This window comes from Jannaschia sp. GRR-S6-38, from assembly GCF_029853695.1.
GTDB classification, from domain to species: domain Bacteria; phylum Pseudomonadota; class Alphaproteobacteria; order Rhodobacterales; family Rhodobacteraceae; genus Jannaschia; species Jannaschia ovalis.
Map to the genome: position 1 here is coordinate 2,547,025 of NZ_CP122537.1, position 24,602 is coordinate 2,571,626.

The 24,602-nt window shown below is 70.8% G+C and carries 25 protein-coding genes; 17 read left to right on the top strand and 8 right to left on the bottom strand.

The genetic code is table 11. The features are described 5' to 3' along the window. Positions 1-11: 11 nt before the first annotated feature. From P8627_RS13105 to murD, 11 genes are all read left to right on the top strand, one after another. Complete coding sequence (locus P8627_RS13105) at positions 12-1,097, top strand: Mrp/NBP35 family ATP-binding protein (RefSeq protein WP_279964591.1); 1,086 nt, start codon at positions 12-14, stop codon at positions 1,095-1,097. 689 nt (positions 1,098-1,786) lie between these two features. Then, entirely contained in the window at positions 1,787-2,296 is a 510-nt protein-coding gene (locus P8627_RS13110; RefSeq protein ID WP_279964592.1) for a division/cell wall cluster transcriptional repressor MraZ, read from the top strand. Further along, the gene (gene rsmH / locus P8627_RS13115; RefSeq protein ID WP_279964594.1) at positions 2,293-3,264 is read left to right on the top strand and encodes a 16S rRNA (cytosine(1402)-N(4))-methyltransferase RsmH; all 972 of its coding nucleotides are present in this window, start codon (positions 2,293-2,295) and stop codon (positions 3,262-3,264) included. The genes P8627_RS13110 and rsmH overlap by 4 nt, the downstream gene beginning before the upstream one ends. Next, positions 3,264-3,716 carry a cell division protein FtsL gene (gene ftsL / locus P8627_RS13120; protein ID WP_279964595.1) on the top strand — a complete coding sequence of 151 codons (453 nt, stop codon included), beginning with the start codon at positions 3,264-3,266 and terminating at the stop codon, positions 3,714-3,716. Before rsmH ends, ftsL begins: the two co-directional genes overlap by 1 nt. Then, positions 3,713-5,509 (top strand): peptidoglycan D,D-transpeptidase FtsI family protein, encoded by a 1,797-nt coding sequence (locus P8627_RS13125; protein ID WP_279964597.1) that lies wholly within the window; start codon positions 3,713-3,715, stop codon positions 5,507-5,509. The genes ftsL and P8627_RS13125 overlap by 4 nt, the downstream gene beginning before the upstream one ends. A gap of 72 nt (positions 5,510-5,581) precedes the next feature. After that, the gene (locus P8627_RS13130; RefSeq protein WP_279964598.1) at positions 5,582-7,036 is read left to right on the top strand and encodes a UDP-N-acetylmuramoyl-L-alanyl-D-glutamate--2,6-diaminopimelate ligase; all 1,455 of its coding nucleotides are present in this window, start codon (positions 5,582-5,584) and stop codon (positions 7,034-7,036) included. Beyond that, positions 7,033-8,412 (top strand): UDP-N-acetylmuramoyl-tripeptide--D-alanyl-D-alanine ligase, encoded by a 1,380-nt coding sequence (locus P8627_RS13135; RefSeq protein WP_279964600.1) that lies wholly within the window; start codon positions 7,033-7,035, stop codon positions 8,410-8,412. The genes P8627_RS13130 and P8627_RS13135 overlap by 4 nt, the downstream gene beginning before the upstream one ends. A 13-nt stretch (positions 8,413-8,425) precedes the next feature. Next, the gene (mraY, locus tag P8627_RS13140; protein ID WP_279964601.1) at positions 8,426-9,508 is read left to right on the top strand and encodes a phospho-N-acetylmuramoyl-pentapeptide-transferase; all 1,083 of its coding nucleotides are present in this window, start codon (positions 8,426-8,428) and stop codon (positions 9,506-9,508) included. After that, positions 9,508-9,888 (top strand): ACT domain-containing protein, encoded by a 381-nt coding sequence (locus P8627_RS13145; protein WP_279964602.1) that lies wholly within the window; start codon positions 9,508-9,510, stop codon positions 9,886-9,888. The genes mraY and P8627_RS13145 overlap by 1 nt, the downstream gene beginning before the upstream one ends. After that, a complete protein-coding gene (locus tag P8627_RS13150; RefSeq protein WP_279964603.1) occupies positions 9,885-10,094 on the top strand; it encodes a hypothetical protein in 210 nt (69 codons plus the stop codon). The genes P8627_RS13145 and P8627_RS13150 overlap by 4 nt, the downstream gene beginning before the upstream one ends. Next, entirely contained in the window at positions 10,091-11,473 is a 1,383-nt protein-coding gene (gene murD, locus P8627_RS13155) for a UDP-N-acetylmuramoyl-L-alanine--D-glutamate ligase (RefSeq protein WP_279964605.1), read from the top strand. Before P8627_RS13150 ends, murD begins: the two co-directional genes overlap by 4 nt. Before the next feature lie 52 nt (positions 11,474-11,525). On the opposite strand, the gene P8627_RS13160 is transcribed toward murD, so the two are convergent. The 3 genes from P8627_RS13160 to P8627_RS13170 form a co-directional block, all read right to left on the bottom strand. Then, entirely contained in the window at positions 11,526-12,236 is a 711-nt protein-coding gene (locus P8627_RS13160; RefSeq protein ID WP_279964606.1) for a DUF502 domain-containing protein, read from the bottom strand. Between the two features lie 203 nt (positions 12,237-12,439). Then, positions 12,440-13,303, bottom strand: coding sequence for a PfkB family carbohydrate kinase (locus P8627_RS13165; protein WP_279964607.1), 864 nt, complete (start codon positions 13,301-13,303; stop codon positions 12,440-12,442). Positions 13,304-13,348: 45 nt separating this feature from the next. Next, entirely contained in the window at positions 13,349-14,044 is a 696-nt protein-coding gene (locus P8627_RS13170) for a M48 family metallopeptidase (protein ID WP_279964608.1), read from the bottom strand. Between the two features lie 77 nt (positions 14,045-14,121). Between P8627_RS13170 and P8627_RS13175 the strand changes: the two genes are divergently transcribed. Next, the gene (locus tag P8627_RS13175; protein ID WP_279964609.1) at positions 14,122-14,613 is read left to right on the top strand and encodes a DUF421 domain-containing protein; all 492 of its coding nucleotides are present in this window, start codon (positions 14,122-14,124) and stop codon (positions 14,611-14,613) included. Here the strand turns inward: P8627_RS13175 and P8627_RS13180 are convergent. The 4 genes from P8627_RS13180 to P8627_RS13195 form a co-directional block, all read right to left on the bottom strand. Continuing rightward, positions 14,610-15,794 carry a vWA domain-containing protein gene (locus tag P8627_RS13180; protein ID WP_279964610.1) on the bottom strand — a complete coding sequence of 395 codons (1,185 nt, stop codon included), beginning with the start codon at positions 15,792-15,794 and terminating at the stop codon, positions 14,610-14,612. The genes P8627_RS13175 and P8627_RS13180 overlap by 4 nt on opposite strands. 65 nt (positions 15,795-15,859) lie before the next feature. Next, positions 15,860-16,021 carry a hypothetical protein gene (locus P8627_RS13185; protein ID WP_279964611.1) on the bottom strand — a complete coding sequence of 54 codons (162 nt, stop codon included), beginning with the start codon at positions 16,019-16,021 and terminating at the stop codon, positions 15,860-15,862. Positions 16,022-16,030: 9 nt separating this feature from the next. Beyond that, entirely contained in the window at positions 16,031-17,392 is a 1,362-nt protein-coding gene (locus tag P8627_RS13190; protein WP_279964612.1) for a DUF2927 domain-containing protein, read from the bottom strand. Between the two features lie 197 nt (positions 17,393-17,589). Continuing rightward, on the bottom strand, positions 17,590-18,429 hold the full coding sequence (locus P8627_RS13195) for an AAA family ATPase (protein WP_279964614.1): 840 nt from the start codon (positions 18,427-18,429) through the stop codon (positions 17,590-17,592). A gap of 188 nt (positions 18,430-18,617) precedes the next feature. Between P8627_RS13195 and dksA the strand changes: the two genes are divergently transcribed. Both dksA and P8627_RS13205 read left to right on the top strand, forming a co-directional pair. Beyond that, positions 18,618-19,040, top strand: a complete 423-nt coding sequence (dksA, locus tag P8627_RS13200; protein ID WP_279964615.1) for an RNA polymerase-binding protein DksA — start codon at positions 18,618-18,620, stop codon at positions 19,038-19,040. A gap of 51 nt (positions 19,041-19,091) precedes the next feature. After that, a complete protein-coding gene (locus tag P8627_RS13205; RefSeq protein WP_279964617.1) occupies positions 19,092-20,198 on the top strand; it encodes an FAD-dependent monooxygenase in 1,107 nt (368 codons plus the stop codon). A gap of 3 nt (positions 20,199-20,201) precedes the next feature. Here P8627_RS13205 and P8627_RS13210 read toward each other — a convergent pair whose 3' ends face one another. Next, complete coding sequence (locus P8627_RS13210; RefSeq protein WP_279964619.1) at positions 20,202-20,576, bottom strand: rhodanese-like domain-containing protein; 375 nt, start codon at positions 20,574-20,576, stop codon at positions 20,202-20,204. Between the two features lie 268 nt (positions 20,577-20,844). On the opposite strand from P8627_RS13210, the gene pgsB reads away from it, so the two are divergent. The 3 genes from pgsB to P8627_RS13225 are packed head-to-tail and all read left to right on the top strand — an operon-like array spanning position 20,845 to position 24,480. Continuing rightward, positions 20,845-22,086 carry a poly-gamma-glutamate synthase PgsB gene (gene pgsB / locus P8627_RS13215; RefSeq protein ID WP_279964620.1) on the top strand — a complete coding sequence of 414 codons (1,242 nt, stop codon included), beginning with the start codon at positions 20,845-20,847 and terminating at the stop codon, positions 22,084-22,086. Continuing rightward, the gene (locus P8627_RS13220; protein ID WP_279964621.1) at positions 22,086-23,213 is read left to right on the top strand and encodes a poly-gamma-glutamate biosynthesis protein PgsC/CapC; all 1,128 of its coding nucleotides are present in this window, start codon (positions 22,086-22,088) and stop codon (positions 23,211-23,213) included. Before pgsB ends, P8627_RS13220 begins: the two co-directional genes overlap by 1 nt. 1 nt (position 23,214) lies before the next feature. Further along, positions 23,215-24,480, top strand: coding sequence for an HlyD family secretion protein (locus P8627_RS13225; RefSeq protein ID WP_279964622.1), 1,266 nt, complete (start codon positions 23,215-23,217; stop codon positions 24,478-24,480). The last annotated feature ends 122 nt before the right edge of the window (positions 24,481-24,602 follow it).

The window sequence follows — 24,602 nt, forward strand, 5'->3', positions numbered from 1 at the left end:
GGGACGAGCACATGGCGATCACGCGCGACGAGGTGAAGGCGGCCCTGGCCCGGATCGCCGTGCCCACCGGCGGCGACCTGATCTCGAAGGACATGATCCGCGCCCTGACGGTGCGCGACGACGGCGCGGTGAGCTTCGTGATCGAGGCGCCCTCGGCCGAGATCGCCCGCCAGATGGAGCCGCTGCGCGCCGCGGCGCAGGCCGCGGTCGAACGGCTGCCGGGCGTCGCGTCGGTGCAGGCCGTGCTGACCGCGCCGACCGAGCAAAAGGCGCCGCCCGCGCTGAAGGTCGGCGGCCATCCCAAGCCGCAGGACGGGCCGAAACGCGTGCCCGGCGTCGACCGCGTCATCGCCATCGCCAGCGGCAAGGGAGGCGTGGGCAAATCCACGCTGGCCGCGAACCTCGCCGTGGCGCTGGCCCGGCAGGGGCGGAAGATCGGGCTGCTCGATGCCGATATCTACGGGCCCAGCCAGCCGCGGATGATGGGCCTGTCGCAGCGCCCTGCCTCGCCCGACGGCAAGACGATCCTGCCGCTTCAGGCGCATGGCGTGACGATGATGTCGATCGGGCTGATGCTGGACGAGGCCAAGGCCGTCGTCTGGCGCGGGCCGATGCTGATGGGCGCGCTGCAGCAGATGCTGGGGCAGGTGGATTGGACGCACCATACCGGGGGCGACCGGCTGGACGCGCTGATCGTCGATCTGCCGCCGGGCACGGGCGACGTGCAGCTGACGCTTTGCACCAAGGCGGTGGTGACGGGCGCCATCGTGGTCTCGACCCCGCAGGACGTGGCGCTTCTGGACGCGCGCAAGGCGCTCGACATGTTCGCCACGCTGAAGACGCCGGTCCTCGGGCTGGTGGAGAACATGAGCGTGTATCACTGCCCCGAATGCGGGCACGAGGCGCATATCTTCGGCCATGGCGGCGTCGCCGCCGAAGCCGAGAAACTGGGCCTGCCCTTTCTCGGCGCGCTGCCCATCGATCTGGAGACGCGGCTCGCCGGCGATGGCGGGACGCCGGTCGCGGGAGGGGAGGGCGCCATGGCCGACGCGTTCGGAGCACTCGCGCGGCGGTTGATCGACGGCGGGATGGGCTGACGGGCCATCGCGGCCCCGGGACGGCCCCGCATGCCACCCGCCGCCACCGCTCCTTCCGGGTTGCGGCGGGGCCGCTCGATTCGCCGGTAGGCGCCGGGTCGCGCCGTCTGCCGCGCGATTCGACAAGGGTGCTGAAAACTTGGGCACGGGGTGCCGGGGCGCCTTGCATGCAAGGCCCGGCCCGCCATCCGCTTCGCGCTTGCCTGTGGGTTGCCCGCCACAGGGGGGCGGCGCGTGACGAAGTTTTTTCCCGACCGCCCTGATCCCACAAATACGTGGCAAATTTCCGCCTAATACAAGATATGGTAGTAAATTCGGCTTTTCCCCAGGTTTACACACATGCTGTGGATAACTTTGGTGGCGCAGAGTGGGACAAAGTGGGTTTTCAGACCGCCGGGCTTGTGCCATCAATCATCCCACAGAGCACAGGGTGGAAACGAGACGAAGATCTCACACTCCCGCAACGACGAGGCAGGCAGATAACAGGCAACCCCCTACGTCTCTGACGACTGAAAGATCCCAGGCGCGCCGTGGCAGACATCCCCCCAGGTGACAGCGCGCCGAGGACGCCCGGAGACGGGACCCCAAGGCGGATCGGGTATTGGCAGACACCCGATCCGCCTTTTCCCGTTCCGGGGGCGAACAACCATGACGGGAGCGCGACGCCTCCCGACGGATGCGAGGATCGGGTGACGCAGCGCTTTCGAGGCACCAGCACCCACAAGGTGGACGGCAAGGGCCGGGTCTCGATCCCGGCCGATTTCCGTCGTGTGCTCGACGCCTCCGATCCCGACCGCGACCCCGGCACGAACGCCCGCGTCCACGTCCTCTACGGCGACACCCGCAACCCGTGGCTGACCTGCTATTCGGTTGCCGCGATGCAGGAGATGGATGCCAAGATCGAGATGCTGCCCGACGGCCATCCCGATCGCGAGGTGCTGGAGGATTACTTCTACACCTATGTCGACACGCTGACGCTGGACGACTCGGGGCGGCTGGTGCTGTCCAAGTCGCTGCGCGAGCAGGTGGGCATCCAGGACGAGGCGACCTTCGCGTCGAAGGGCCGGACGTTCCGCATCCTGTCGCCGCAGGTCCCCGAGATCGCCGCCAACCCGCTGAAGTCGCGCCTGTCCGAGCTGCCCGAGGGCTACGCGATCACCCGGCTTCTGCCGCAGGCCCCGGCCGCCGACCCGTCATGACCGAAAGTGAGTCCGGGCGGCCACATGTCCCCGTTTTGCTGGACGCGATTCTGGAACGTGTGGCCCCGGTTCGCGGCGTCTGGTTGGATGGCACCATGGGCGCCGGCGGATACACGCGGGGGCTGCTGGACGCGGGTGCGGACCGGGTGATCGGTCTCGACCGCGATCCGCTGGCTCACCAGATGGCGCGGGAATGGGCGGACGAGCGGGTTGAGCTTGTGAAGGGTGTGTTTTCCGAGATGGACGAGGTCGCCACGGACCTCGACGGGGTCGTGCTCGACCTCGGCGTCAGTTCGATGCAGCTGGATCGGCCGGATCGCGGCTTCAGTTTCATGCGCGACGGGCCGCTGGACATGCGCATGGGCGACGAGGGGCCCACCGCGGCCGACCTCGTGAACAACGCGCCCGAGGGGCAGCTGGCCGACATCCTCTTCCGCTACGGCGAGGAGCGCGCGGCCCGCCGCATCGCCCGCGCCATCGTGCGCCGCCGCGCCACGGCGCGCTTCGAGACGACGCTGGATCTGGCCGAGACGGTCGCCGCGAACCTGCCGCGCCCGAAGCCCGGCCAGTCGCATCCGGCCACGCGCAGCTTCCAGGCCATCCGGATCGCGGTGAACGACGAGTTCGGAGAACTGGCCCGCGGGCTTTCGGCCGCCGAGCGCGCGCTGAAGCCCGGCGGCTGGCTGGCCGTGGTCAGCTTCCATTCGGTCGAGGATCGCGCCGTGAAGCGCTTCCTGGCCGCGCGCAGCGATGCCGGCGGCGGCGGCAGCCGGCACGCACCGGAGCGCGAGGCCCGCGCGCCGGCCTTCGTCACCGTGGGCAAGGCCGTCGCGCCCTCGCCCGAGGAGGTCGCGAACAATCCGCGCGCGCGCTCGGCCCGGCTGCGGCTGGCGCGGCGCACCGATGCGCCGGCCGGCGAGGTGTCGCGCCGCGCGCTGGGGCTGCCGGATCCGGTGGAGGGGCTCTGATGCGGGGGCTGCTCTATACCCTGTCGATCGTGGCCTTCGTCGCGCTGGCCTTCTGGGCCTATCGCGAGGGCTACGAGACCCGCGCCACCGAACGCGAGGTGGCGCAGCTCAAGCGCGAGATCGGCGCCCGCCACCAGGAGCTGTCGATGCTGCGCGCGGAATGGGCCTATCTGAACCGCCCCGACCGTCTGGCGGCCCTGGCCGAGATGAATTTCGAGAGCCTGGGCCTGATGCCGCTGGCGTCGGAGCATTTCGCGCTGGTCGATCAGGTCGCCTATCCGCTGCCCGAGCCGCCCGCGCCGCCGGTTCTGCCGGCGATCTGGGGCGATGGCGCGGCGCTGGAGGAGAAGCTCGGCGAGGTCATCATCATGAACCATCGCTACGGCGCCGATACCGCGCCCCGGCTGATCGCCCCGCCCACGCTGGCCGATGACGGGGAGCAGTTGCCGTGATCTTCCGTCGCCGCGCCCGCCCGGTCCCGACCGACCCGTTCCGCCCCGTCGCCCCTGCCGTCCCGCGGCCCCGCGCCGCGACGGCGCAGGCCCCGCGCGAGGCGCCGGAACGCGTGCGCCAGCGGGCCGAGCGACGGCTGAAATTTACCGCCGCCTGTTTCGTGCTGGGCTTTGCCGTGATCGGCGCGAAGATGGGCGCGATCTCGGCGTCGGAGGCGCGCGAGCCCGCGACCGGGGCGTGGTCGGGGGCGGGCATCGTGTCGGGCCGGGCGGATATCACCGACCGCGCGGGCCGCGTGCTGGCGACCAACGTGACGGCCACGGCGCTCTACGCCCAGCCGCATCTGATGGTGGATCCGGAGGCCGCGGCGGAGGGGCTCGCCCGGATCTTCCCGGACATGAAGGCCGAGACCTGGGTGCGGCGCTTCACATCGGGCTCAAAGTTCTACTGGCTTCGCGGCAATATCTCGCCCGAGCAGCAGCAGGCCGTCCACGACCTGGGCGAGCCGGGCCTGCTCTTCGGTCAGCGCGAGATGCGGCTCTATCCGAACGGGCCCTTGGGCGCGCATGTGCTGGGCGGCGCGCGCTACGGCGAGCAGGATGTCCGTGCCGCCGAGATCAAGGGCGTGGCCGGGGTCGAGGCCGTGTTCGACGACTATTTGCGCGACCCGACGCAGGAAGGCGCGCCGCTGCGGCTTTCGCTGGATCTGCCGGTGCAGACCGCGACCGAGCGGGTGCTGGCGGCGGGCATGAAGCTGATGAACGCCAAAGGCGCCTCGGCGATCTTGATGGATGCGCGCACCGGCGAGGTCGTCGCGCTGGCGAGCCTGCCCGATTTCGACCCGAACGACCGGCCAGCGCCTGCGACCGAGGGCGACCCCGCGGAAAGTCCGCTCTTCAACCGCGCCGTCCAGGGCGTGTACGAGCTGGGCTCGACCTTCAAGATCTTCACCGCCGCGCAATCGCTCGAGCTGGGGCTGACCAATGCCGGCACGATGATCGACACCTCGGGGCCGCTGCGGGTCAACAACCACCCGATCGGGGATTTCCGCGACTACGGCCCGCGGCTGTCGGTGACCGACGTCATGGTCAAGAGCTCGAACCGCGGCACGGCGCGGATGGCGCTCGATATCGGCGCGGCGCGGCAGCGCAGCTTCCTGGAGTCGCTGGGCTTCTTCGAGGCGACCCCGCTGGAGCTGACCGAGGCGCCCGGCGCCCGCCCGCTGGTCCCGACGCGCTGGCCGGACATCACGACCGCGACGGTCAGCTACGGCCACGGGCTGTCGGCCTCGCCCATGCACCTGGCCGCGGCTTACGGAACGCTGCTGAACGGCGGCACGCGGGTGCAGCCCACACTTCTGGCGCTGGACACGCCCCCGCCGCCCGGCCCGCGCGTCGTCTCGCGGCGCGTCTCGGCCGAGGCGCGGCACATGCTGCGGCAGGTGGTGATGGACGGCACCGCCTCGATGGGCGAAGTGGCGGGCTACCAGGTCGGCGGCAAGACGGGGACGGCGGACAAGCCCAAGCACACCGGCGGCTATTGGGACGACAAAGTGATTACGACCTTCGCGGGGGTCTTCCCGGCCAACGATCCCGATTACGTCATCGTCGTCACGCTGGACGAGCCCGAGATCGAGGCGGCGGGCGAGCGGCGGCGCACCGCGGGCTGGACGGCGGTGCCCGTCGCTGCCGAGATCGTCGGCCGCGTCGCGCCGCTGCTCGGGCTGCGGCCCGATTTCGACCCCGATCGCGATGCCTTCGGGTCATATCTGACACAGGCGGCCGCGCGCTGATGGACGCCGCGCGCCGGGCGGGGTAATCCCCGGGGCGCGAAGAAACGACAGACGCCGCGAAGCAGGGGCGCGATGGGCAAGACGCTATCGGAACTGGGACTGACCGGGCCTGCGGGGCTGACGGTGACGGGGCTCGCGGTGGACAACCGCAAGGTCCGGCCCGGCGACCTGTTCGCGGCGCTGCCGGGTGCGGTCACGCATGGCGCGCGCTTCGCGGCCGACGCGCTGGCGCGCGGCGCCGTGGCGGTGCTGACCGACCGGCCGGGCGCGGCCATCCTGCCCGAGGGCGCGACCGCCATCGTGGTCGAGGATCCGCGCGCCGCGCTGGCCTTCGCCGCCGCGCTGATGGCGGGCGCGCAGCCCGCGACGATGGTCGCGGTCACCGGCACCAACGGCAAGACCAGCGTGGCGAGCTTCACGCGCCAGCTCTGGGAGGCGCTGGGCCTGCCGGCGGCCAATATCGGCACAACCGGGGTCGAGGGCGCCTTCCACGCGCCCGCCGGGCACACCACGCCCGAGCCCATCACGCTGCACGCGCTGCTGGCCGAGATGGCCGCCTTCGGGATCACCCATGCCGCGATGGAGGCCTCGTCGCATGGGCTGGACCAGCGCCGGCTGGAGGCGGTGCGCCTTGCCGCGGCGGGCTTCACCAATCTCACCCAGGACCATCTCGACTATCACGGCACGATGGAGGCCTATTTCGAGGCCAAGGCCGGGCTGTTCGACCGGTTGCTGCCCGGCGACGGGGTGGCGGTGATCAATCTCGACGATCCCCTGGGCCCGGACCTCGCCGCGCGCTGCGCGGATCGCGGGCAGGAGGTGATCGGCGTGGGCCGGGCCGAGATGGCGCGGCTGCGCCTGACCGGTCAGCGTTTCGACGCAACGGGGCAGGACGTGCTGTTCCGCTGGCAGGATCGCGCGGTCTCGGCCCGGCTGGAGCTGATCGGCGGCTTCCAGGCGGCGAACGCCCTCTTGGCCGCGGGGCTGGTGATCGCCTCGGGCGAGGCGCCGGACGCGGTCTTCGCGGCGCTGCCGCGCCTGCGCAATGTCCGTGGCCGGATGCAGTTGGCCGCCACGCGCGAGAACGGCGCGGCAGTCTTCGTCGATTACGCGCATACGCCGGACGCAATCTCGACCGCGCTAACGGCGCTGCGCCCGCATGTCATGGGCCGGATCGTCGCCATCGTCGGCGCGGGTGGCGACCGCGACCGCGGCAAGCGCCCGCTGATGGGGCGCGCGGCGGCCGAGAATGCCGACCGGGTCATCGTGACCGACGACAATCCGCGCTCGGAGGATCCGGCCGCGATCCGGGCGGCGGTGCTGGCGGGCGCGCCCGGCGCGATGGAGGTGGGCGACCGGGCCGAGGCGATCCTGCGCGGCGCGGGCATGCTGGAGCCGGGCGACGCGCTTCTGGTCATGGGCAAGGGGCACGAGACCGGCCAGACCGTGGGCGACATGGTGCTGCCCTTCGACGATGTGGAGCAGGCCTCGCTCTCGGTCGCGGCCCTCGAGGGGCGCGAGGCATGACGCTCTGGTCGGCGCATGAGGCGGCCATCGCCACCGGGGGCACCGCGCGGGGCGACTGGGCGGTCACGGGCCTCTCCATCGACAGCCGCGCCATCGCGCGGGGTGATCTGTTCGTCGCGCTGAAGGCCGCGCGGGACGGGCACGATTTCGTCGCCGCCGCGCTCGACGCCGGAGCCGGGGCGGCGCTGGTCTCGCACGTGCCCGACGGCCTGCAGGAGGACGCGCCGCTTCTGGTCGTGCGCGACGTGCAGGCGGCGCTGGAGGCGCTGGGCCGCGCGGGCCGCGCGCGCAGCCGCGCGAAGGTGATCGCGGTCACCGGATCGGTGGGCAAGACCTCCACCAAGGAGATGCTGCGCCACTGTCTCGCGGGGCAGGGCCGCGTCCATGCCGCGATCCGCAGCTACAACAATCATTGGGGTGTGCCGCTGACGCTGGCCGGCCTTCCCGCCGATGCCGATTTCGCGGTGATCGAGATCGGGATGAACCACCCCGGCGAGATCCTGCCCCTGGCGACGCAGGCCGCGCCCGACGTGGCGATGGTCACCAATGTGGGCCCCGTCCACCTGGAGGCCTTCGGCGACGGCGTGCCGGGCATCGCGCGCGAGAAGGCGTCGATCTTCGCGGGCCTCCCGCCGGGGGGCACGGCGATCTGGAACGCCGATCTGGACACGTCGCACATCCTGGGCGAGCGGGGCACGCTGTCCTTCGGGCGGACGGCCGAGGCCGATTGGTGCCTCGTCGAGACCAACGCGGGCGCCGACGGCACGACCTGCCGGGCCGAAACCCCGCTGGGCGAGATCGTCTTCCGGATCGGGGCGCCGGGCGCGCATTTCGCGCTGAACGCAATCGCCGTGCTGGCCGCGATCCACGCGGCGGGCGGCGACGTGGCGCTGGCCGCGCTGCGGCTGGCCGACTGGACTCCGCCCGAGGGGCGTGGCAAGCGCCATGCCCTGCGGCTCCATCCCGACCAGCCGCCGGTCGACCTGATCGACGACGCCTACAACGCGAACCCGGCCTCGGTCGGCGCCGCCCTCGACCTGCTGGCCGCCACCGACGTGCCGCGCCGTGCCCGCCGCATCGCCATCCTGGGCGACATGCGCGAGCTGGGACCGACGGGGCCCGAGCTGCACCGCGCGCTGGCGGCGCATCCGGCAATGGACGCGCTCGACTGCGTGCACACGGTCGGGCCGCTGATGCGCGGGCTGCACGATGCGCTCGAGGCCGACCGGCGCGGCCATCATGCCGAGGACGCGTCGAAGATGGCGGCGCATCTGCGCGACATGGTGCGACCCGGCGACGCGATCCTGGTGAAGGGATCGCTCTCGATGAAGATGGCCATGCTGGTCGACGGGCTGCGCGCGCTCGGGCGCGACTGAGGAAGGACCGCGAATGCTCTACTGGCTCACCCAATTCTCGGATGGCGGCGACGTCTTCAACCTGTTCCGCTACATCACCGTGCGGGCGGGGCTGGCCTTCTTCGCGGCGCTGGTCTTCGGCTTCATCTTCGGGCGGCCGCTGATCAACCTGCTGCGCAAGCGGCAGGGCAAGGGCCAACCGATCCGCTCGGACGGGCCCGAGACGCATTTCGCCAAGGCGGGCACGCCCACGATGGGCGGCGTGCTGATCCTGGGCGCGGTGACGGTGGCGACGCTGCTCTTCGGGCGGCTGGACAATCCCTATACCTGGCTGGTGCTGGGCGTGACGATCTGCTTCGGCGCGATCGGCTTCGTGGACGATTACGCCAAGGTCAGGGCGGGCAACCACAAGGGCGTGCCGGGCCGCGTGCGACTGGCGCTGGGCTTCGTGATCGCGGGCGTCGCGGGCGCGGTCGCGATCTGGGCGCACCCGCCGGAGCTCGAGGGACAGCTCGCCTTCCCGGTCTATGCCGACGTGCTGGTCAACATGGCGTGGTTCTACATCCCCTTCGTGATGGTGGTGATCGTGGGCTCCGCCAATGCGGTGAACCTGACCGACGGGCTCGACGGGCTGGCGATCATGCCGGTGATGATCGCCGCGGGAACGCTGGGCGTGATCGCCTATGCCGTGGGCCGCACCGACTTCACCGAATATCTGGGCGTCCATTACGTGCCGGGGACGGGCGAGCTTCTGATCTTCTGCGCGGGGCTGATCGGCGGCGGCCTGGGCTTCCTGTGGTACAACGCGCCGCCCGCGGCGGTCTTCATGGGCGATACCGGCTCGCTGGCCCTGGGCGGCGCGCTGGGCACCATCGCGGTCGTCACCAAGCACGAGCTGGTCTGGGCGATCATCGGCGGTCTCTTCGTGGTCGAGGCGCTGTCGGTCATCATCCAGGTGCTGTATTTCAAATCCACCGGGCGCCGGGTCTTCCTGATGGCGCCGATCCACCACCATTTCGAGAAGAAGGGCTGGGCCGAACCGCAGGTGGTGATCCGCTTCTGGATCATCGCGCTGATCCTGGCGCTGATCGGGCTGGCCACGCTGAAGGTGCGCTGATGCGGGTGACGGGGCGGGATGCGATGGTGGCCGGCATGGCGCCCGAGCTTTTGCCCGGCGACTGGGTCTTCGCCACCGATCCGTCCCCGGAGGCGCGGGCGCGCGCCGTCGCGACCATCGCAGAGGCCGAGGGGCTCTCCGCCATCCTGCCCGCCGATCTGGGGCCGTCCGACGCCCCCCGGATGCGGCGGATCACGCTAAACGTTCACTCGGATCTGGAGGGCGTCGGCCTGACCGCCGCCGTGGCCGGCGCGCTAGCCGCGGAGGGCATCGCCTGCAACATGGTCGCAGGGCACCATCACGATCACGCCTTCGTCCCGGCCCGCGACGCGGCGCGCGCGCTGCGCATCCTGCGCGCGCTGTCGGCGGGCGCGGCATGAGCGCGCCGCGCAACCCCCTGTCGCTGTCCGAGAAGGGCGCCCGCTACGGCGCCGTGGCGTTCTTCGCCGGCGCCCTGATCCTGGCCTGGCCGGTCTCGGAAGGCTGGCGCGCCGCGCAGGCGGGGCTGGAGGCGCCGCAGGGCACATCGGGCTGGGCGGAGCTGCGCCGCTTCGGCTGGCAGATGGCGCGCGAGGGTGCGGAATGATCCCGGTGCGCGGCTTCGACGGCGCGACGGTCGCGGTGCTGGGGCTTGGCCGGTCCGGCCTGACCGCCGCGCGGGCGCTGCGCGCGGGCGGCGCGACGGTCCTCGCCTGGGACGACGGCGCGCGCGGGCGCGAGGCGGCGGAAGCGGAGGGGTTCGAGACGCGCGACCTGACGCGGGCGGGCGCCTTCGAGGGGGTGGCCTGTCTCGTGACCTCGCCCGGTATCCCGCATCTCTATCCCGCGCCGCATCCGGCCATCGCCGCGGCTTTGGCGGCCGGCGTCGCCGTCGACAACGATATCGGGCTCTTCTTCCGCTCGTTGGGCTGGAACGGCGAGGCGCCGCGGGTGGTGGCGATCACCGGCTCGAACGGCAAATCCACGACTTCGGCGCTGCTGCATCACGTGCTGACGCAGGCCGGGCGCCGGGCGCATCTGGCGGGCAATATCGGGCGCGGCGTGCTGGATCTCGACCCGCCGGGCGAGGGCGACGTGATCGTGCTGGAGCTGTCGAGCTATCAGACTGAGCTGGCCCGCTCGCTGACGCCCGACGTGGCCGTCTTCACGAACCTTTCGCCCGATCACCTGGACCGGCATGCCGGGCTGGGCGGCTATTTCGCGGCCAAGCGCCGGCTCTTCGCCGAAGGCGGGCCGGACCGCACGGTGATCGGCGTGGACGAGCCCGAGGGCCGCTTCCTCGCCGGGCAGTTGCAGGAGGCGCAGGGCGACGACCGCGTTATCCGCGTCTCGACGGCCAAGCTGGAGACGCCGGGCTGGCAGGTCACCGCGCGAAAGGGCTGGCTGGCCGAGACCCGGAAGGGGCGGCAGGTGGCCTCGGTCGATCTGCGCGACATCCCCGGTCTGTCGGGACGGCACAATCATCAGAACGCCTGCTGCGCCTGGGCCGCGGCGCGCAGCCTGGGCCTCGCCCCGCGCGAGATCGAGGCGGGGCTGCGCTCCTATCCCGGGCTGCCGCATCGCAGCCAGGTCGTGGCCGAGCGGAGTGGCGTCCGGTTCGTGAACGACTCGAAGGCCACGAATGTCGATGCCGCGGCGCAGGCGCTGGCGGCCTTCCCGGCGATCCGCTGGATCTGCGGCGGGTTGCAGAAGGAGGGCGGCCTCGACGCGCTCGCCGCGCATTATGGCCACGTGGTGAAGGCCTATGTGATCGGGCGCGAGGCGGGCGCTTTCGCCGTGGCGCTGGGTCCGGGCGTGGAGGCCGAGGTCTGCGGCGACATGGCGACGGCGGTCGCACGCGCGGCGGCCGAGGCGCAGGCCGGCGAGACGGTGCTGCTGGCCCCCGCAGCGGCGAGCTTCGACCAATACGACAATTTCGAGCGGCGCGGCGAGGATTTCGCGGCGCGGGTCGCAGCGCTGGAATAGGGCGCGCAGGCGGCGGAACGCCAGGCCGGCAAGGGCCCGCGGGCCCCAACTCCTAGCGCAGGACGGTCGCGCCCTCGGGCAGCTTTTCGGGCACCTGGCTCGCCGGGTAGACGAGGCCGGCGGAGATCACCAGCTTCGCCGCGTCCTCGACCGACATGTCGAGCGCGACGATATCCTCGGCCGGCACGAAAAGCAGGAATCCCGAGGTCGGGTTGGGCGTCGTGGGCAAGAAGACCGAGACCATCGACTGGTCCGCCCGCGCCGCGATCTCGCCCTTGGCCGAGGTCGAGACGAAGGCGATGGCCCAGATCCCCTTGCGCGGATACTCGACGAGGCAGGCCGTCTCGAAGCTGGATTGGTCCTGCGCGAGGATCGTCTCGGCGATCTGCTTCACCCCGCCATAGACCGAGCGTACAATCGGCATGGTCTGGACGACGTTCTCGGCCCAGCGCAGGATCGACCGGCCGATCAGGCCCTTGGCGAGCCAGCCGACCATCAGCGTGAAGATCAGGAAGAACGCCACCCCGATCCCGCGGATGTCGACGTCGATATCGAACTGCTGGAGAAGCCAGATATCCGGGCGGTAGCGCTGCGGCACGAAGGGCAGCACCCAGCCGTCGATCCAGCCGATCACCGACCAGATCAGCCAGAAGGTCAGCCCGATGGGCGCGATCACGATGAGGCCGGTCAGGAAGTTGTTCCGGATCCGGGTCAGGATGCCCGCGCGGGGCGGGCGGGGAGTGATTTCGTCGCCTAGCTGCATCGGTACTCGCTTTCGGGCCGCGTTCGACATAGGCGCGGCGCGGGGCGGGAACAAGCGGACAACGCGCCCGGTGCGGGCGATGCATTCCGCTTCGGCTGGGTTCGGGCGCCTCTGCCGTCAGGTCGGGCATTCCGCGTCTCGCAGACCGGCGCGCGCGCCCCCGGGACCCGCATCGGTCGGGTCCCGCGTGGCCCGGTCGGAGCTCAGTAGCTGTCGCTCGAGACGTAGATGGCGGCGGCCTCGAGCGCGCGCTCCAGCGCGGTCTCGGGATCCGCGCCCTGCACCTCGGCGGCGATATGTGCGGCCATGAAGGTGTCGCCCGCGCCGGTGACGCGGGTCACCATGACCGCGCGCGGGCGGCGCGCGACCAGCCCGCCGGGATGGACGCAAGCCGCCATCCGCGGCCCGTCGGTGACCAGCGCGCGGTGCAGGCCCCGCGCGCGCAGCGCCTCGGCCGCGGCCGGGGCGTTGGGTTGGGGCGCGTGGAGCAGCAGGCCCGCCTCCTCGAGATTGACGTAGAGCGTCGCGGAGCCGTGGCCGAGGAACGGCATCAGCCGGTCCGCCTTGCCGGGCGAGGCGGGGGCGAGGCGCAGATCGGCTTGCGCGAAGCGCGGATCGGCGGCGATGCGGGCCAGCAGGTCCTCGGTCAGGTTGCCGTCGAGCGCGATGGGACCGTCGAAACCCAGCGCGTCGAGCGGGCGCAGGATCTTGTCGCCGACCCGTTCCAGCGAATGCGCGTCGGCGATGGCCGCGATCAGGCCGTTCGCGCCCTCGACGGCCATGTAGACATCCGTGGGCAGGTCCTCGGAGCGGTAGAGCGTGTCGGTGATGAGCCCCAGCCGCGACAGCGCGGCGACCAGCTCGTCGCCCTCGGCATCGCGGCCCACGCAGGACAGGAGCGCGGGCGTCATACCGTAGGCGCGGGCGGCCATCGCGATATTGAGCGCGACGCCGCCGGGATGGCGGCGGATATGGCCGCCCACGTCGGAGCCGCGCTCCATATGGACGTCGGAGCGGCCGATGATGTCCCAGAGGACGGAGCCGATGCAGAGGATGTCGGGCGTCATGGCGCGTTGATGGCCGAGCCGCCGGGGCGGGGCAAGGCCGGCGGCCTAGCGCTTGTCCTCGACGCCCCAGCGGGCTTCCAGCGTCTCGATGGCGGCGATGCGGTCCTCGGTCTTGGGGTGGCTCATCAGCCAGGCGGGCGCGCCCGCGCCGCCGAGCCCCGTGAGCCGGCCGAGCTTCTCAAACAGGCTCTTCTGCGGCGCCGTCCCGATCCCCGCCTTCACCAGCAACGCGCTGGCATACGCGTCGGCCTCATATTCGTCCTGCCGCGACAGCCGCGCGGCGACCAGCGAGGCCACCGCGTTGGCGATGATCGCGCCGACGCCCGGGATGATCCGGCCCAGCACACCCGCCAGCGCCACGCGGATGGCGTTCTGCCCCGAGAAGTCGATCAACCGCCGGCGCGCGTGGCCCAGCGCCACATGGCCCAGCTCATGCGCGACGACCGAGGCCATTTCTTCGGCCGAGACCTCGCCCGCCTCGAATTTCCGCAGGAAGCCCCGGGTCAGGAAGATGCGGCCATCGGGCGCGGCGAGGCCGTTGACGGGGTCGACCTCGTGGACATGGACGCGGATGCGCTCGACCTCCAGCACCTTGGCCATGCGGTCGAAGACCGGCTCGAGGCGCGGATCGGCCAGCGGCGTCGAGGTCGCGTCCATCTGCTTCTTCAGCCGCCAGGCCGAGAAGACCCACAGGACGACGCCGTAGCCGATGGCGAGAAGGAGGGCGGGAAGCTTCAACATGAGAATGATATGGGGTTTCGAAGGCCGCAGGGGAACCGTTCGGGCCCGGCCTGCGTCAATCAGGCGGGGGTGGCGCCATGCCGGACTGGATGACCTATTTCGTCGATGCGGCCGTGATGGTGCCCGTGATGGTGCTGTTCGTCCGGCTGGCCGGCCTGCGGGCCTTCTCCAAGATGTCGTCCTACGACTTCGCGGTCACCGTGGCCTTCGGCTCGGTCTTGGCCGCGACCGTCGTCAGCCCTTCGACCGGGCTCACGCAGGGCGTGCTGGGGATGGGCGCGCTGTTCGCGGTGCAGTGGTTGATCGGCTGGACGCGGGCGCGCTGGCCGATCCTGCAGCGGGCGACGGACAACGATCCGATCCTGCTGATGCGCGACGGCGAGGTGCTGAGCAACAACATGGCCCGGGCGCGCGTGACCCTGCCCGAACTGCGCGCCAAGCTGCGCGAGGCGAACGTGATGAACCGCTCCGAGATCCGCGCCGTGGTGCTGGAGACGACGGGCGATGTCAGCGTCCTGCACGGCGACCGGCTGGACGGGGATCTGCTGCTGGATGGCGTGCGCGACTAGCGCGTCAGCAGCTTCATCCCCGCCGTCAGACCTTCCAGCGTCATCGGCACCATCCGGTCCTCGAAGATCTCGCGGATCATCCGGACGGAATGCGTGTGCGGCCAATGGGTCTGCGGCAGCGGGTTGATCCAGAGGTTCGACGGCCATTGCGCACGCGCGCGCTCCAGCCAGACCTGACCAGGCTCGGCGTTCCAATGCTCGTTGGCGCCGCCCGCATAGGCGATCTCGTAGGGCGACATCGAGGCGTCGCCCACGAAGATGCAGCGATAGTCGGGCCCATAGGTGTTGAGCACCTCGTGCGTCGGCATCACCGCGTCCCAGCGTCGGCGATTGTCCTTCCAGACGCCCTCGTAAAGGCAGTTGTGGAAGTAGAAATGCTCCAGCGTGCGGAATTCCGAGCGCGCGGCGGAGAACAGCTCCTCCAGCACCTTCACGTAGGGATCCATCGAGCCGCCGATGTCCAGAAACAGCAGCACCTTCACGGCGTTGCGCCGCTCGGGCCGGGTCTGGACGTCGAGATAGCCCGCCTTGGCGGTCGAGCGGATGGTGCCGTCGAGATCCAGCTCCTCGGCGGCGCCCTCGCGCGCCCAATTCCGGAGCCGCTTGAGCGCCACCTTGATGTTGCGGGTGCCCAGCTCGACGCTGTCGTCGAGATTGCGGAACTCGCGCTTGTCCCAGACCTTCACGGCGCGCTGGTGGCGGCTTTCGTCCTGCCCGATGCGCACGCCTTCCGGGTTGTAGCCATAGGCGCCGAAGGGCGAGGTGCCGGCGGTGCCGATCCATTTCGAGCCGCCCTGGTGGCGGCCCTGCTGCTCCTTCAGGCGCTGCTTGAGCGTCTCCATCAGCTTGTCGAACCCGCCCAGCGCCTCGATCTCGGCGCGTTCCTCGGGGGTGAGATGCTTCTCGGCCTGTTTCTCGAGCCAGTCGGCGGGCAGGTCGACGGCCTCGAGCACGTCCTGTAGCGAGATATTCTCGATCCCCTCGAAACTGGCGGCGAAGGCGCGGTCGAAGCGGTCGATATGGCGCTCGTCCTTCACCAGCGCCGCACGGGCGAGGTAATAGAAGCCCTCGACATCGTAGAGGACCAGATCGGCTGAGAGGCCTTCGAGGAAGGTCAAATGCTCGCGCAGGGAGACGGGGACGCCGGCCTCGCGCAGGGTCTGGAAGAAGCGCAGGAACATGGGGGCGTTCTAGCGGGCCGGGGCGGCGACGGCGAGGGCGGATCGCGCCGCCTGTCCGGCCTGCGTCACAGACGTGCGAGGAGGATCAGCACGACCAGGCCCAGAAGCCCGCCGATGATCGCCCAGACGGCGGCCCATTGGGCGATGTCGAAGCCCGATCCCTTGCGGCGGCGGGCGGCGAGCGCGCCAAGGACGGCGCCGGCGAGTGCGGTGAGGATCGGAAGCATGGGAGCGATCTATGCGCCGGGGCCGAGACCCGCAACCTCGCCCGCGCGCATGGCGAGCATCTCGTCGCCCCAGGCATAGCGGCCCCAGGCAAGGCCTTCGCGGCGGATCCGCGCGGCTTCGGCGCGGGCGCCCTGCATCTCGGTCGCCTCGGCGCGCAGAAGAAGCAGCGTGGCCAGCAGCGAGGCGTTCTGCGCGCCGTCGGCCGCCGGGATCGCACCGTCGAGCAGCGAGAGCGCGGCATCGGTTTGGCCCGAGGACAGCGCGAAGGCGCCGAGCTGCAGGGCGACCTGCGCGGAATGGATGCTGTCTCCGGTCAGTGCGCGGTAGCGGCTGCCCGCTTCGAGGAAGGCCGCGATGGCGCTTTCGGTGTCGCTGGCCAGCGTGGCCCGGCCCAGCGCGAGATAGGAGAAGGCCAGCCGCTCGTCCGACCAGCCGGCGTGGCGGGCAAAGGCGACGGCGTCCTTGGCCCGCGCGACGCGCGCACGGTCGGAGCCGCGCGGGTTCAGCGCGCCGCGCACCGCCTCGACCCAGTCGCCCGAGGACTCGACCACGCGCGGCCCGGTGCGGCGGCCGCCCGGATTGATCCGCGCGAGGATCTCCGGGATCCGCCGGGCCACCTCGTCCTGGCCTATGCCGGAGCGCAGCGCGGGATCGTAGGTCGCGCGCAGGATCAGCATGTCGAAGGGGGTCAGGACGACATGTGTGTTGTCGTCGTTGAAGACCGACCAGGGCAGCCGGTAGAGATCGTTGAGCGGGCCCAGCGCCTGCGCGATCTCCTCGTGCAGGCAGTCGCGGATCTCCTGCGGGGAGACGTCGGCGGGCAGGAAGACGCTGGCACGGTCGCGGGTCTGCAGCGTCGTCCAGTCGGTCGCGGGCCCGAGGCGCTTGGCGAGGTAGTCCTTCCAGCCCGCGACGCGGGGCACCACGAAACAGGCGGCGCCGGGCACGTAACGCTGCAACTGCGCGCGGGGCAGGGCGGTGACGGTGATCGACCCCATCTCGCCGGGCTTGGCGCGGGCGATGTCGATCCCCGCCTCGGCGCGCAGGCGCCCGATGAGGTCGTCGAGATCGGCGCTCAGCGTCGCGGGGGGGGCGCCTTCGAGCGCGACGGTGATCGGGCCCTCGAAGCGGGTGAAGACGGGCAGGGCGCGGCCGGTTTCGAGCTGGAAGCTGAGGGCCATGAAATCGCGCGCGAGCTGGTCGTTGCGCGGCGTGGGCATGTTCAGGCGCGGCGGCCCCGCGAAGCGGCGCGGCGCGGGAAGCGCGTCGGTGACGCTGGCCACGGTCGCGCGCGTGGCCTGCGGGGTCGTCCCCGCCGGGGCGCAGGAGGCGAGCGCCAGGGCGGTCGACAGGATCGCGGCGCGCAGCATCAGGCCGCCGGGCCCGAATGGGCGCGGCTGCGCGATCCGTGAGGATGGATTGTCTCGCTGCCCATGATCCGCACCCGTTCGGCGTCGTGATTGTCCCCAGCCTGCCGATGCATTGCGGCAGGAATGGGGCGGAGGCCAGAGGCGTTCTGGGGGATGCGGGACGGCTGGCAGAAGCTTGCCGCCCCCGGGGGCCGCCGTCAGCGGCCGCCGCGCGCCATGAAGGCCAGCCGCTCGAAGAGATGCACGTCGGCCTCGTTCTTCAGAAGCGCGCCGTGCAGCTTGGGCAGGGCCGAGCCGGCCTCCGCTTTCAGGTCCTCGGCGCTCAGATCCTCGGCCAGAAGCAGTTTCAGCCAGTCCAGCACCTCGGAGGTCGAGGGCTTTTTCTTCAGGCCCTGCTGGTCGCGGATCGTGTAGAACTGCGTCAGCGCGGTGGTCAGAAGCTGGGGCTGGATGCCGGGGTGGTGGACCTCGACGATGGCCTTCAGCGTCTCCATGTCCGGGAAGCGGATATAGTGGAAGAAGCAGCGCCGCAGGAAGGCGTCGGGCAGCTCCTTCTCGTTGTTGGAAGTGATGATGACGATCGGGCGCTGCCGGGCGGCGATGGTCTCGCCCGTCTCGTAGACGTGGAACTCCATCCGGTCGAGCTCCTGCAACAGGTCGTTCGGGAACTCGATATCGGCCTTGTCGATCTCGTCGATCAGCAGGACGACGCGCTTGTCGGCCTCGAAGGCCTGCCAGAGCTTGCCCTTGCGAATGTAGTTTCGGACGTCGTGGACGCGCGCGTCGCCCAGCTGGCTATCGCGCAGGCGGCTTACGGCATCGTATTCGTAGAGCCCCTGCTGCGCCCGCGTGGTGGACTTGACCGACCACTCGATCATCTCGGTGCCCAGCGCCGCGGCAACCTGCCGCGCGAGCTCGGTCTTTCCGGTACCGGGCTCGCCCTTCACCAGAAGCGGGCGCTGCAGCGTGATCGCGGCATTTACCGCAACGGTAAGATCCTCTGTGGAAACGTATTGTTTCGTGCCTTGGAACCGCATGTCCTGCCCGCCTCGTCGCTTATCTGGGCCGGACCGTATCATTCGGTGCCCGGGCGGCAACCGGGCGTCATGGAAGGGCGTGACAAGTCCTGTAACGTCATGTAATCGCCGCCATACAGAATCCGGCCCGTGGTTCGAACTGGGATCGATACCTGCAGCGGGACCGGCCCGAGGGGAGCGACGACCCAATGAAAGCTGAATCCTTTCTACCAACCGATTACACGCCAGCCGAAGACGAGCCTTTCATGAACGAGCGGCAGACGGAGTACTTCCGTCGCAAGCTGCTGGCCTGGAAAGCCGACCTTCTCGACGAGACAGAGCGCACGATCGAGGGATTGCAGGATGCGGCCCGCAACATTCCCGACATCGCGGACCGCGCCAGCGAAGAGACCGATCGCGCGCTCGAGCTGCGCACGCGGGACCGTCAGCGCAAGCTGATCGCCAAGATCGACTCGGCCCTGCGCCGGATCGACGAGGGCGAGTACGGCTATTGCGAGAAGACGGGCGACCCGATCTCGCTGAAGCGGCTTGACGCGCGTCCGATCGCGACGATGTCGCTCGAGGCGCAGGAACGTCACGAGCGGCGCGAACGGGTGCATCGCGACGACTGATCCCGAACGGGGCGTGGCCGGGCCGCGCCCCTTGTGCTTCGGGAGGCGTGAATGATCGACGGACCCGAGGTCACGATCCTCGGCGCGGGGATTGCCGGTCTGGCTTGCGCCCTGGCCTGCGCGCGCACCGGCCGCTCCGTTCAGGTTCTCGAACAGGCGCCCGCCCTGACCGAAATCGGCGCGGGCCTGCAGATCGCCCCGAATGGCGGGCGCGTCCTGAATGCGCTGGGGGTGCGTCCCCGCGCGCTGGAGAGCGAAGCGGTCCACCTCATCGACGGGCGAACGGGGCGGCGGCTGATCCGCATGCCGTTGGGGCCCGGGTTCCGACTGGTCCACCGCGCCGATCTGATCGCGGCCCTGGCCGAGGCCGTCCGGGCCGCCGGCATCCCGGTCCTCACCGGCATCCATGTCGAGGCCGTCGAGGCCGCGTCCCTGCATCGCGGCGGCGGGATCACCGTGCCGTTCCGCCGCCTGGTCGGCGCCGATGGCGCGCGCGGCCCGTCGCGGACCTTCGTCGCGCCCGATCACGCGGCGCGTTTCACCGGGCAGGTGGCGTGGCGGGCCATCGTTCCAGTAGAGGACTGGCCGCGCGAGGCGCAGATCCATGTCGGCCCGGGCCGGCATCTGGTCTGCTACCCGCTGCGCGACGGGCGGAGCCTCAACATCGTCGCCGTCGAGGAGCGGGCGGAATGGACCGCCGCGGGCTGGTCACAGCCCGACGATCCGGGTCGGCTGCGCGCGGCCTTCGCGGATTACGCCGACCCGATCCGGCAGGTGCTGGACCGGGTTGAGCAGGTCCATGTCTGGGGGCTCATGGATCACGGGCTGACGCCGCGCTGGAGCCGCGGGCCGGTCACGCTGATCGGCGATGCCGCGCATCCGACGCTGCCCTTCCTCGCGCAGGGCGCGAATCTCGCGCTCGAGGATGCGTGGACGCTGGCGCAGGGTCTCGACGACCCGGAACGCTGGGAGGCAGGGCGACGCCCCCGGGTCGCGCGCGCGCTGGACGCGGCGAAGGCCAATGCCGCGAATTACCATCTGTCCGGCATCAAGGCGCGTGCCGCCCATGCCGCCCTGCGTCTCGCCGACCGGGTTCGCCCGCAGGCGATGGCCGCCCGCTACGCCTGGCTCTACGAGCATGACGTGACGGGCGGCTGAGGCTCAGGCCTCTTCCATCGGGCCACCGGCCTTCTGCCAATCGCCGATCCCGCCGATATTGGTGACGTCGGCGAAGCCCATGTCTTGCAGCGTCTTGCCGGCCAGCGCCGCCTGACCGCCCGCCCCGCAGACGAGGTGCAGCTTCGCGCCCTTCGTCAGAGCGGGGTTGTGGTAGGGGCTTTCCGGGTCGGCCGCGAATTCCATGAAGCCGCGCGGCACGCGAAGCGCTCCGGCGATCGTTCCGGTCTTCGCGATGTCCGAGCTGTCGCGCACGTCCACGAAAAGCGCGTCGCCGCCATGCCGGGCAACGGCGTCCTCGGATGGGATGCGGGTGACGACGGCATTCGCGGCTTCGAGATAGTCTTTGGCGGATTTCATCATGCTCTCCTTGGTGTCAGCACAAAGCTGGCGCGGGCGCGGGGCATGGCAAGACGGGCCCGCGCCGCGCATGCGGCGACCCGGCAAAAGGTTCCCGGAATTCTGAGAAAAATCCGATGGATACCGTCACTCTTTCTTGATCGGAAAGCCACATTTTCGGCGAAAAGCCGTCGCGCTGCCGTGGTCGAAGCCAGGACTTCACGCCGAGTTCGAACCGCGACGCCCCCCGGGGGCGAAGGCAGAGCTCGGCCCGGGAATGGAGACGCGCGTGAACGAAGCGATGCAGAATTGGGGACCGCTGATCCTGGCCTGCGCCTGCGCGGCCTGCATGCTGGCGTATTGGATCGTCCAGACGCGCCGCCACGAGGCGTTGCTGCGTCGCGTGCCGATCCGCGTTCACGTGAACGGGATCCGCGGCAAGTCGACCATCGTGCGCTACATCGCCGGCGCCCTGCGCGAAGGCGGCATCCGGACGGTCGCCAAGACGACCGGCAGCGCCACGCGCCTGATCCGCCCCGACGGCCGCGAGGAGACGATCGCCCGGACCGGGGCCCCCACGATCATCGAGCAGATCGACATCCTGCGCCGCGCGATCGATCCGCAAACGCAGGCCTTCGTGATCGAATGCATGGCGCTGGAGCCCGAGTACCAGCGCGTCTCCGAGCGGCGGATGATCCGCGCGACCGACGGCATCATCGCCAATGTCCGTCGCGACCATATCGGGCAACTGGGCTACCGCCTGACCGATATCGCCAGTTCGCTGTCGAACACCGCCCCGCGCGCCGCGCCGCTCTTCACGGCGGAAGGCCGGGCCGAGCTTCGCGCCGTGCTGTCCGAGGCCGTCGCGGCCCGGGACGGGCATCTCGTCGCCGTCGCCGCCGGCGATGTCTCCGACGCGGAGATGGCCGGCTTCGATCCGCTCAGCTTCCCCGAGAACGTCGCCTTGGCTCTTGCCGTGGCGGAGCGCCATGGCGTGCCCCGGGACGTCGCGCTACGCGGGATGCGGAAGGCCCGGCCGGATCCGGGGGCCTCGAAGCTGTTCCACCACCGGGTCGAGGACCGCGATCTCTACTGGATCGACCTCTTCGGCGTGAACGACGTCGAAAGCGCGCAAGCCAATCTCGACCGCGTGGCCGGCTGGGCCGAGGGGCGCGGGGAGCTGATCCTCGTGCTCAACAATCGCGCCGATCGCGAGGACCGGACCCTCGAATTCGCCGAGATGGTGGCCGGCGCGGAGACGGCGGACCGCGTCTTCCTAGCCGGCGAGAACCTGGACACGCTCCGGGACGCCGTGCGCAAGGCCGGCCTGAAGAATGCGCGCCTGCTGAAGCTTCCGAAGGACCCGACGCCGCGTGATATCCTCGATCAGGTGACGGATGGCGGCTCGGCCGTGCTGGTGGGCCTTGCCAATATCCATACCGCGGACGCCACGCGCCTGCGCGCCACGCTCGAGGACGACGACCACGTCTGGAGCGGCGAGGCCGAGGCCCCGCTGCGGAGCGCCGCGTGATGGCGCAATACTACCATCCCGATCTGGTGCGGTTCGCCTTTGTGCTGGGCATCACCGTCTCGATCCTGTTCTACGAACGGCGCCATCTGACCACGGGCGGGATCGCGGTGCCCGGCTACCTGGCCTTCGCGATCTTCCAGCCGATTGTCCTGCCCGCCGTCTTCCTGGTCGCGCTGGCCAGCTACCTGGCGATCCACAAGGGCTTGGCGCGGCTGACCATCCTGCCGGCCTCGGCCAAGTTCAGCCTGACGATCGTCTGCTCGTCCGCGATCCATCTCGCGCTCGACGCGACGTTGATCGCGCAGATGGGAGTGCAGGACAGCTCGCCGTTCCTGCGCGGCGTGGGCTATGTCGTGCCGGGCCTGATCGCGCATGACTTCTCGCGCCACGGCATCGCCAAGACCACCGTGAATATCGGGCTGACGACCGCCGTGGTGACCGTGGCCGTGGTGGCGCTTATCTTCGTCTTCCCCGACCTCGGCCGGCTGGAGACCAGCCCGGTCATGGACGTCTTCCCGGTCGACCTCGTGTTCCTGCCGCTTCTGGTCTTCCTCAGCCTGATCGCCTGGCTCGGGCTGGTGCGCCTGCACGGGCTGCGCTGCGGCGGGTTCCTCGGCGGGGCGTTCCTGACGCTCATGATCCTCCAGCCGGTGGAACTGCTGCGCTTCGCGATCGCGGCGGGCATGACGCTCCTGATCGTGCGGATGGTGCTGGACCCGGTCTGCATCCTCTTCGGGCGGCGTCGCTTCGCCGCGCATATGCTCGTCGGCGCATGCCTGTCCTGGGTCACCTTCCGCGTCAGCGAGCTCTATTTCGCGGGCGAGACGATCTCGGCGATCACCCCCTCGCTCTCGGTGCTGGGCGTCCTGCTGACCGGGCTGATCGCGCATGACGCCGACCAGGCCGGCATCGGGCGCGTCGCCCTGGGCGTCTTCCTGAGCATCAGCTTCACGCTGACCGGGACGCTTCTGCTGATCGAGGCGGTCACGCGGCAGCGTCTCGAGGTGGTCGCACCGCTTCTTGTGATCTTCGCCCTGGGCGCGGCGGTGCTGGCATTGCGCCCGGCGCATCTGCGCGCGCTGATCCCGGGCGCGAAACCGAATGAAACAGTCAAAGGAGGGACCTGAGATGTCCGAGCAGACCGAGAATGAGGGATCGAAGCCGGATGACCCGGCGAAGGCCAAGACCGGCAGCCGCAAGGCCCGGTTTTCGATGTCGAAGGTCGTGCTGACGATCGCCGGGCTCGTGCTCGGGGCGACGGCGCTGCTGATGACGATGAGCCCGGACTTGCCTGAGCGAGATGCGGTCGCGCTCGACGAGGCCTTCGTGCACGGCGCGGTCACGCATGTCGGCATCGCCGAGGATGGCCGCATCGCCGAGCTGCGCGTGGGCTTGGGCGACGCGGTGGCCGCGGGCGAGATCGTCGCCGTCCTGGAGGACGCCGAGATCGCGGCCCTGCTGCGCGCCTCCGAGGCCGATATCGCCCGGCTCCGGGCCGAGTTGCGGCGCGCGGAAGTGGCCGACGACGTGGCCCGCGCGATCCTCGACAGCGATCTGGAGCAGGCCCGCGCCGCCATCGCGGCTGCGGAGGCGCGCCGTGACGCCGCCCTCGCCGAGCGGGCCCGTGCGGGGGACGCGCTGGCGCGGCAGGGCGCACTCGCCGACCGTGGGCTCGTGGCCGCGGCCGATCTCGAGGAGATCCGTAAGGACGACCGGGCCGCCGCGGCGCTGCTGGCCCGCCGCGTGGCAGAGCTGGCCGAGGCGCAGGCCGCCCTGGGCGAGACGCGGGCCCGCGCCGCGCGCGACGCCCTGCGCGCCGCGGAACGCGACGTGCTGCGCGCCCGGATTGCCGAGGCCCGGGCCGAGCGGACGCGGGTCGAAGCGGCCCTGGCCAGGACCGAGATCGACGCGAAGGAGGCGGGGGTCGTCGTGAACGTCGCCGCACGCGCCGGGGCCTCGGTGCGGCCGAACGATACGATCGTCTCGATCTGGAACACGGATCGCGTCTGGATGCGGGCCTGGGTCTCGGAAGACCAGGTCAGCCGGATCGCGGTCGGCGACGCGGCCCGGATCGAGATCGACGCGCTCGACGGGCAGAAATTCGAGGGGGTGGTTCACCGCATCCTCGTGGCCGAGGATGGGCAGGAACAGCTGCTCCCCGGCCAGCCGGTCTCGCCGCTTCTGCCGGAGGAATCCCGCTTCGCCGTTCAGGTGTCCTTCGATCCGACCCCCGCACTGCGCGCGGCGCTGCTGCCCGGCATGTCCGGCCGCGTCCGCATCGCGACCGATGGGTCGGGGAGCGGGTCGGGCGGCCCCGCGATGGAGCTTTTGTCGCGGCTGGGCGAGCTTCTCGACGGCTGGAGCTTCGAGACGGCGGAGGCCGGGAGCGGGTGAGGCAAAGCCTCCCGGCCCGGGGCCGTCCGCCATCCGCGGCACCCTGTCCCGACCCGGCACAGGGGTAGCGATCGACCGGGCGAGGGATCCCGTTCGGCCCGATGCGGTGGATGTAAAAATCG

Coding starts and splice junctions, on each gene's coding strand:
- P8627_RS13170 (WP_279964608.1), bottom strand. CDS start 14,044: ATGTTGAAGCTTCCCGCCCTCCTTCTCGCCATCGGCTACGGCGTCGTC.
- P8627_RS13220 (WP_279964621.1), top strand. CDS start 22,086: ATGGCGCAATACTACCATCCCGATCTGGTGCGGTTCGCCTTTGTGCTG.
- P8627_RS13195 (WP_279964614.1), bottom strand. CDS start 18,429: ATGCGGTTCCAAGGCACGAAACAATACGTTTCCACAGAGGATCTTACC.
- P8627_RS13150 (WP_279964603.1), top strand. CDS start 9,885: ATGAGCGCGCCGCGCAACCCCCTGTCGCTGTCCGAGAAGGGCGCCCGC.
- rsmH (WP_279964594.1), top strand. CDS start 2,293: ATGACCGAAAGTGAGTCCGGGCGGCCACATGTCCCCGTTTTGCTGGAC.
- P8627_RS13135 (WP_279964600.1), top strand. CDS start 7,033: ATGACGCTCTGGTCGGCGCATGAGGCGGCCATCGCCACCGGGGGCACC.
- P8627_RS13145 (WP_279964602.1), top strand. CDS start 9,508: ATGCGGGTGACGGGGCGGGATGCGATGGTGGCCGGCATGGCGCCCGAG.
- P8627_RS13185 (WP_279964611.1), bottom strand. CDS start 16,021: ATGCTTCCGATCCTCACCGCACTCGCCGGCGCCGTCCTTGGCGCGCTC.
- P8627_RS13105 (WP_279964591.1), top strand. CDS start 12: ATGGCGATCACGCGCGACGAGGTGAAGGCGGCCCTGGCCCGGATCGCC.
- P8627_RS13190 (WP_279964612.1), bottom strand. CDS start 17,392: ATGCTGCGCGCCGCGATCCTGTCGACCGCCCTGGCGCTCGCCTCCTGC.
- P8627_RS13205 (WP_279964617.1), top strand. CDS start 19,092: ATGATCGACGGACCCGAGGTCACGATCCTCGGCGCGGGGATTGCCGGT.
- P8627_RS13160 (WP_279964606.1), bottom strand. CDS start 12,236: ATGCAGCTAGGCGACGAAATCACTCCCCGCCCGCCCCGCGCGGGCATC.
- murD (WP_279964605.1), top strand. CDS start 10,091: ATGATCCCGGTGCGCGGCTTCGACGGCGCGACGGTCGCGGTGCTGGGG.
- P8627_RS13165 (WP_279964607.1), bottom strand. CDS start 13,303: ATGACGCCCGACATCCTCTGCATCGGCTCCGTCCTCTGGGACATCATC.
- P8627_RS13210 (WP_279964619.1), bottom strand. CDS start 20,576: ATGAAATCCGCCAAAGACTATCTCGAAGCCGCGAATGCCGTCGTCACC.
- P8627_RS13225 (WP_279964622.1), top strand. CDS start 23,215: ATGTCCGAGCAGACCGAGAATGAGGGATCGAAGCCGGATGACCCGGCG.
- ftsL (WP_279964595.1), top strand. CDS start 3,264: ATGCGGGGGCTGCTCTATACCCTGTCGATCGTGGCCTTCGTCGCGCTG.
- mraY (WP_279964601.1), top strand. CDS start 8,426: ATGCTCTACTGGCTCACCCAATTCTCGGATGGCGGCGACGTCTTCAAC.
- P8627_RS13175 (WP_279964609.1), top strand. CDS start 14,122: ATGCCGGACTGGATGACCTATTTCGTCGATGCGGCCGTGATGGTGCCC.
- P8627_RS13130 (WP_279964598.1), top strand. CDS start 5,582: ATGGGCAAGACGCTATCGGAACTGGGACTGACCGGGCCTGCGGGGCTG.
- P8627_RS13180 (WP_279964610.1), bottom strand. CDS start 15,794: ATGTTCCTGCGCTTCTTCCAGACCCTGCGCGAGGCCGGCGTCCCCGTC.
- dksA (WP_279964615.1), top strand. CDS start 18,618: ATGAAAGCTGAATCCTTTCTACCAACCGATTACACGCCAGCCGAAGAC.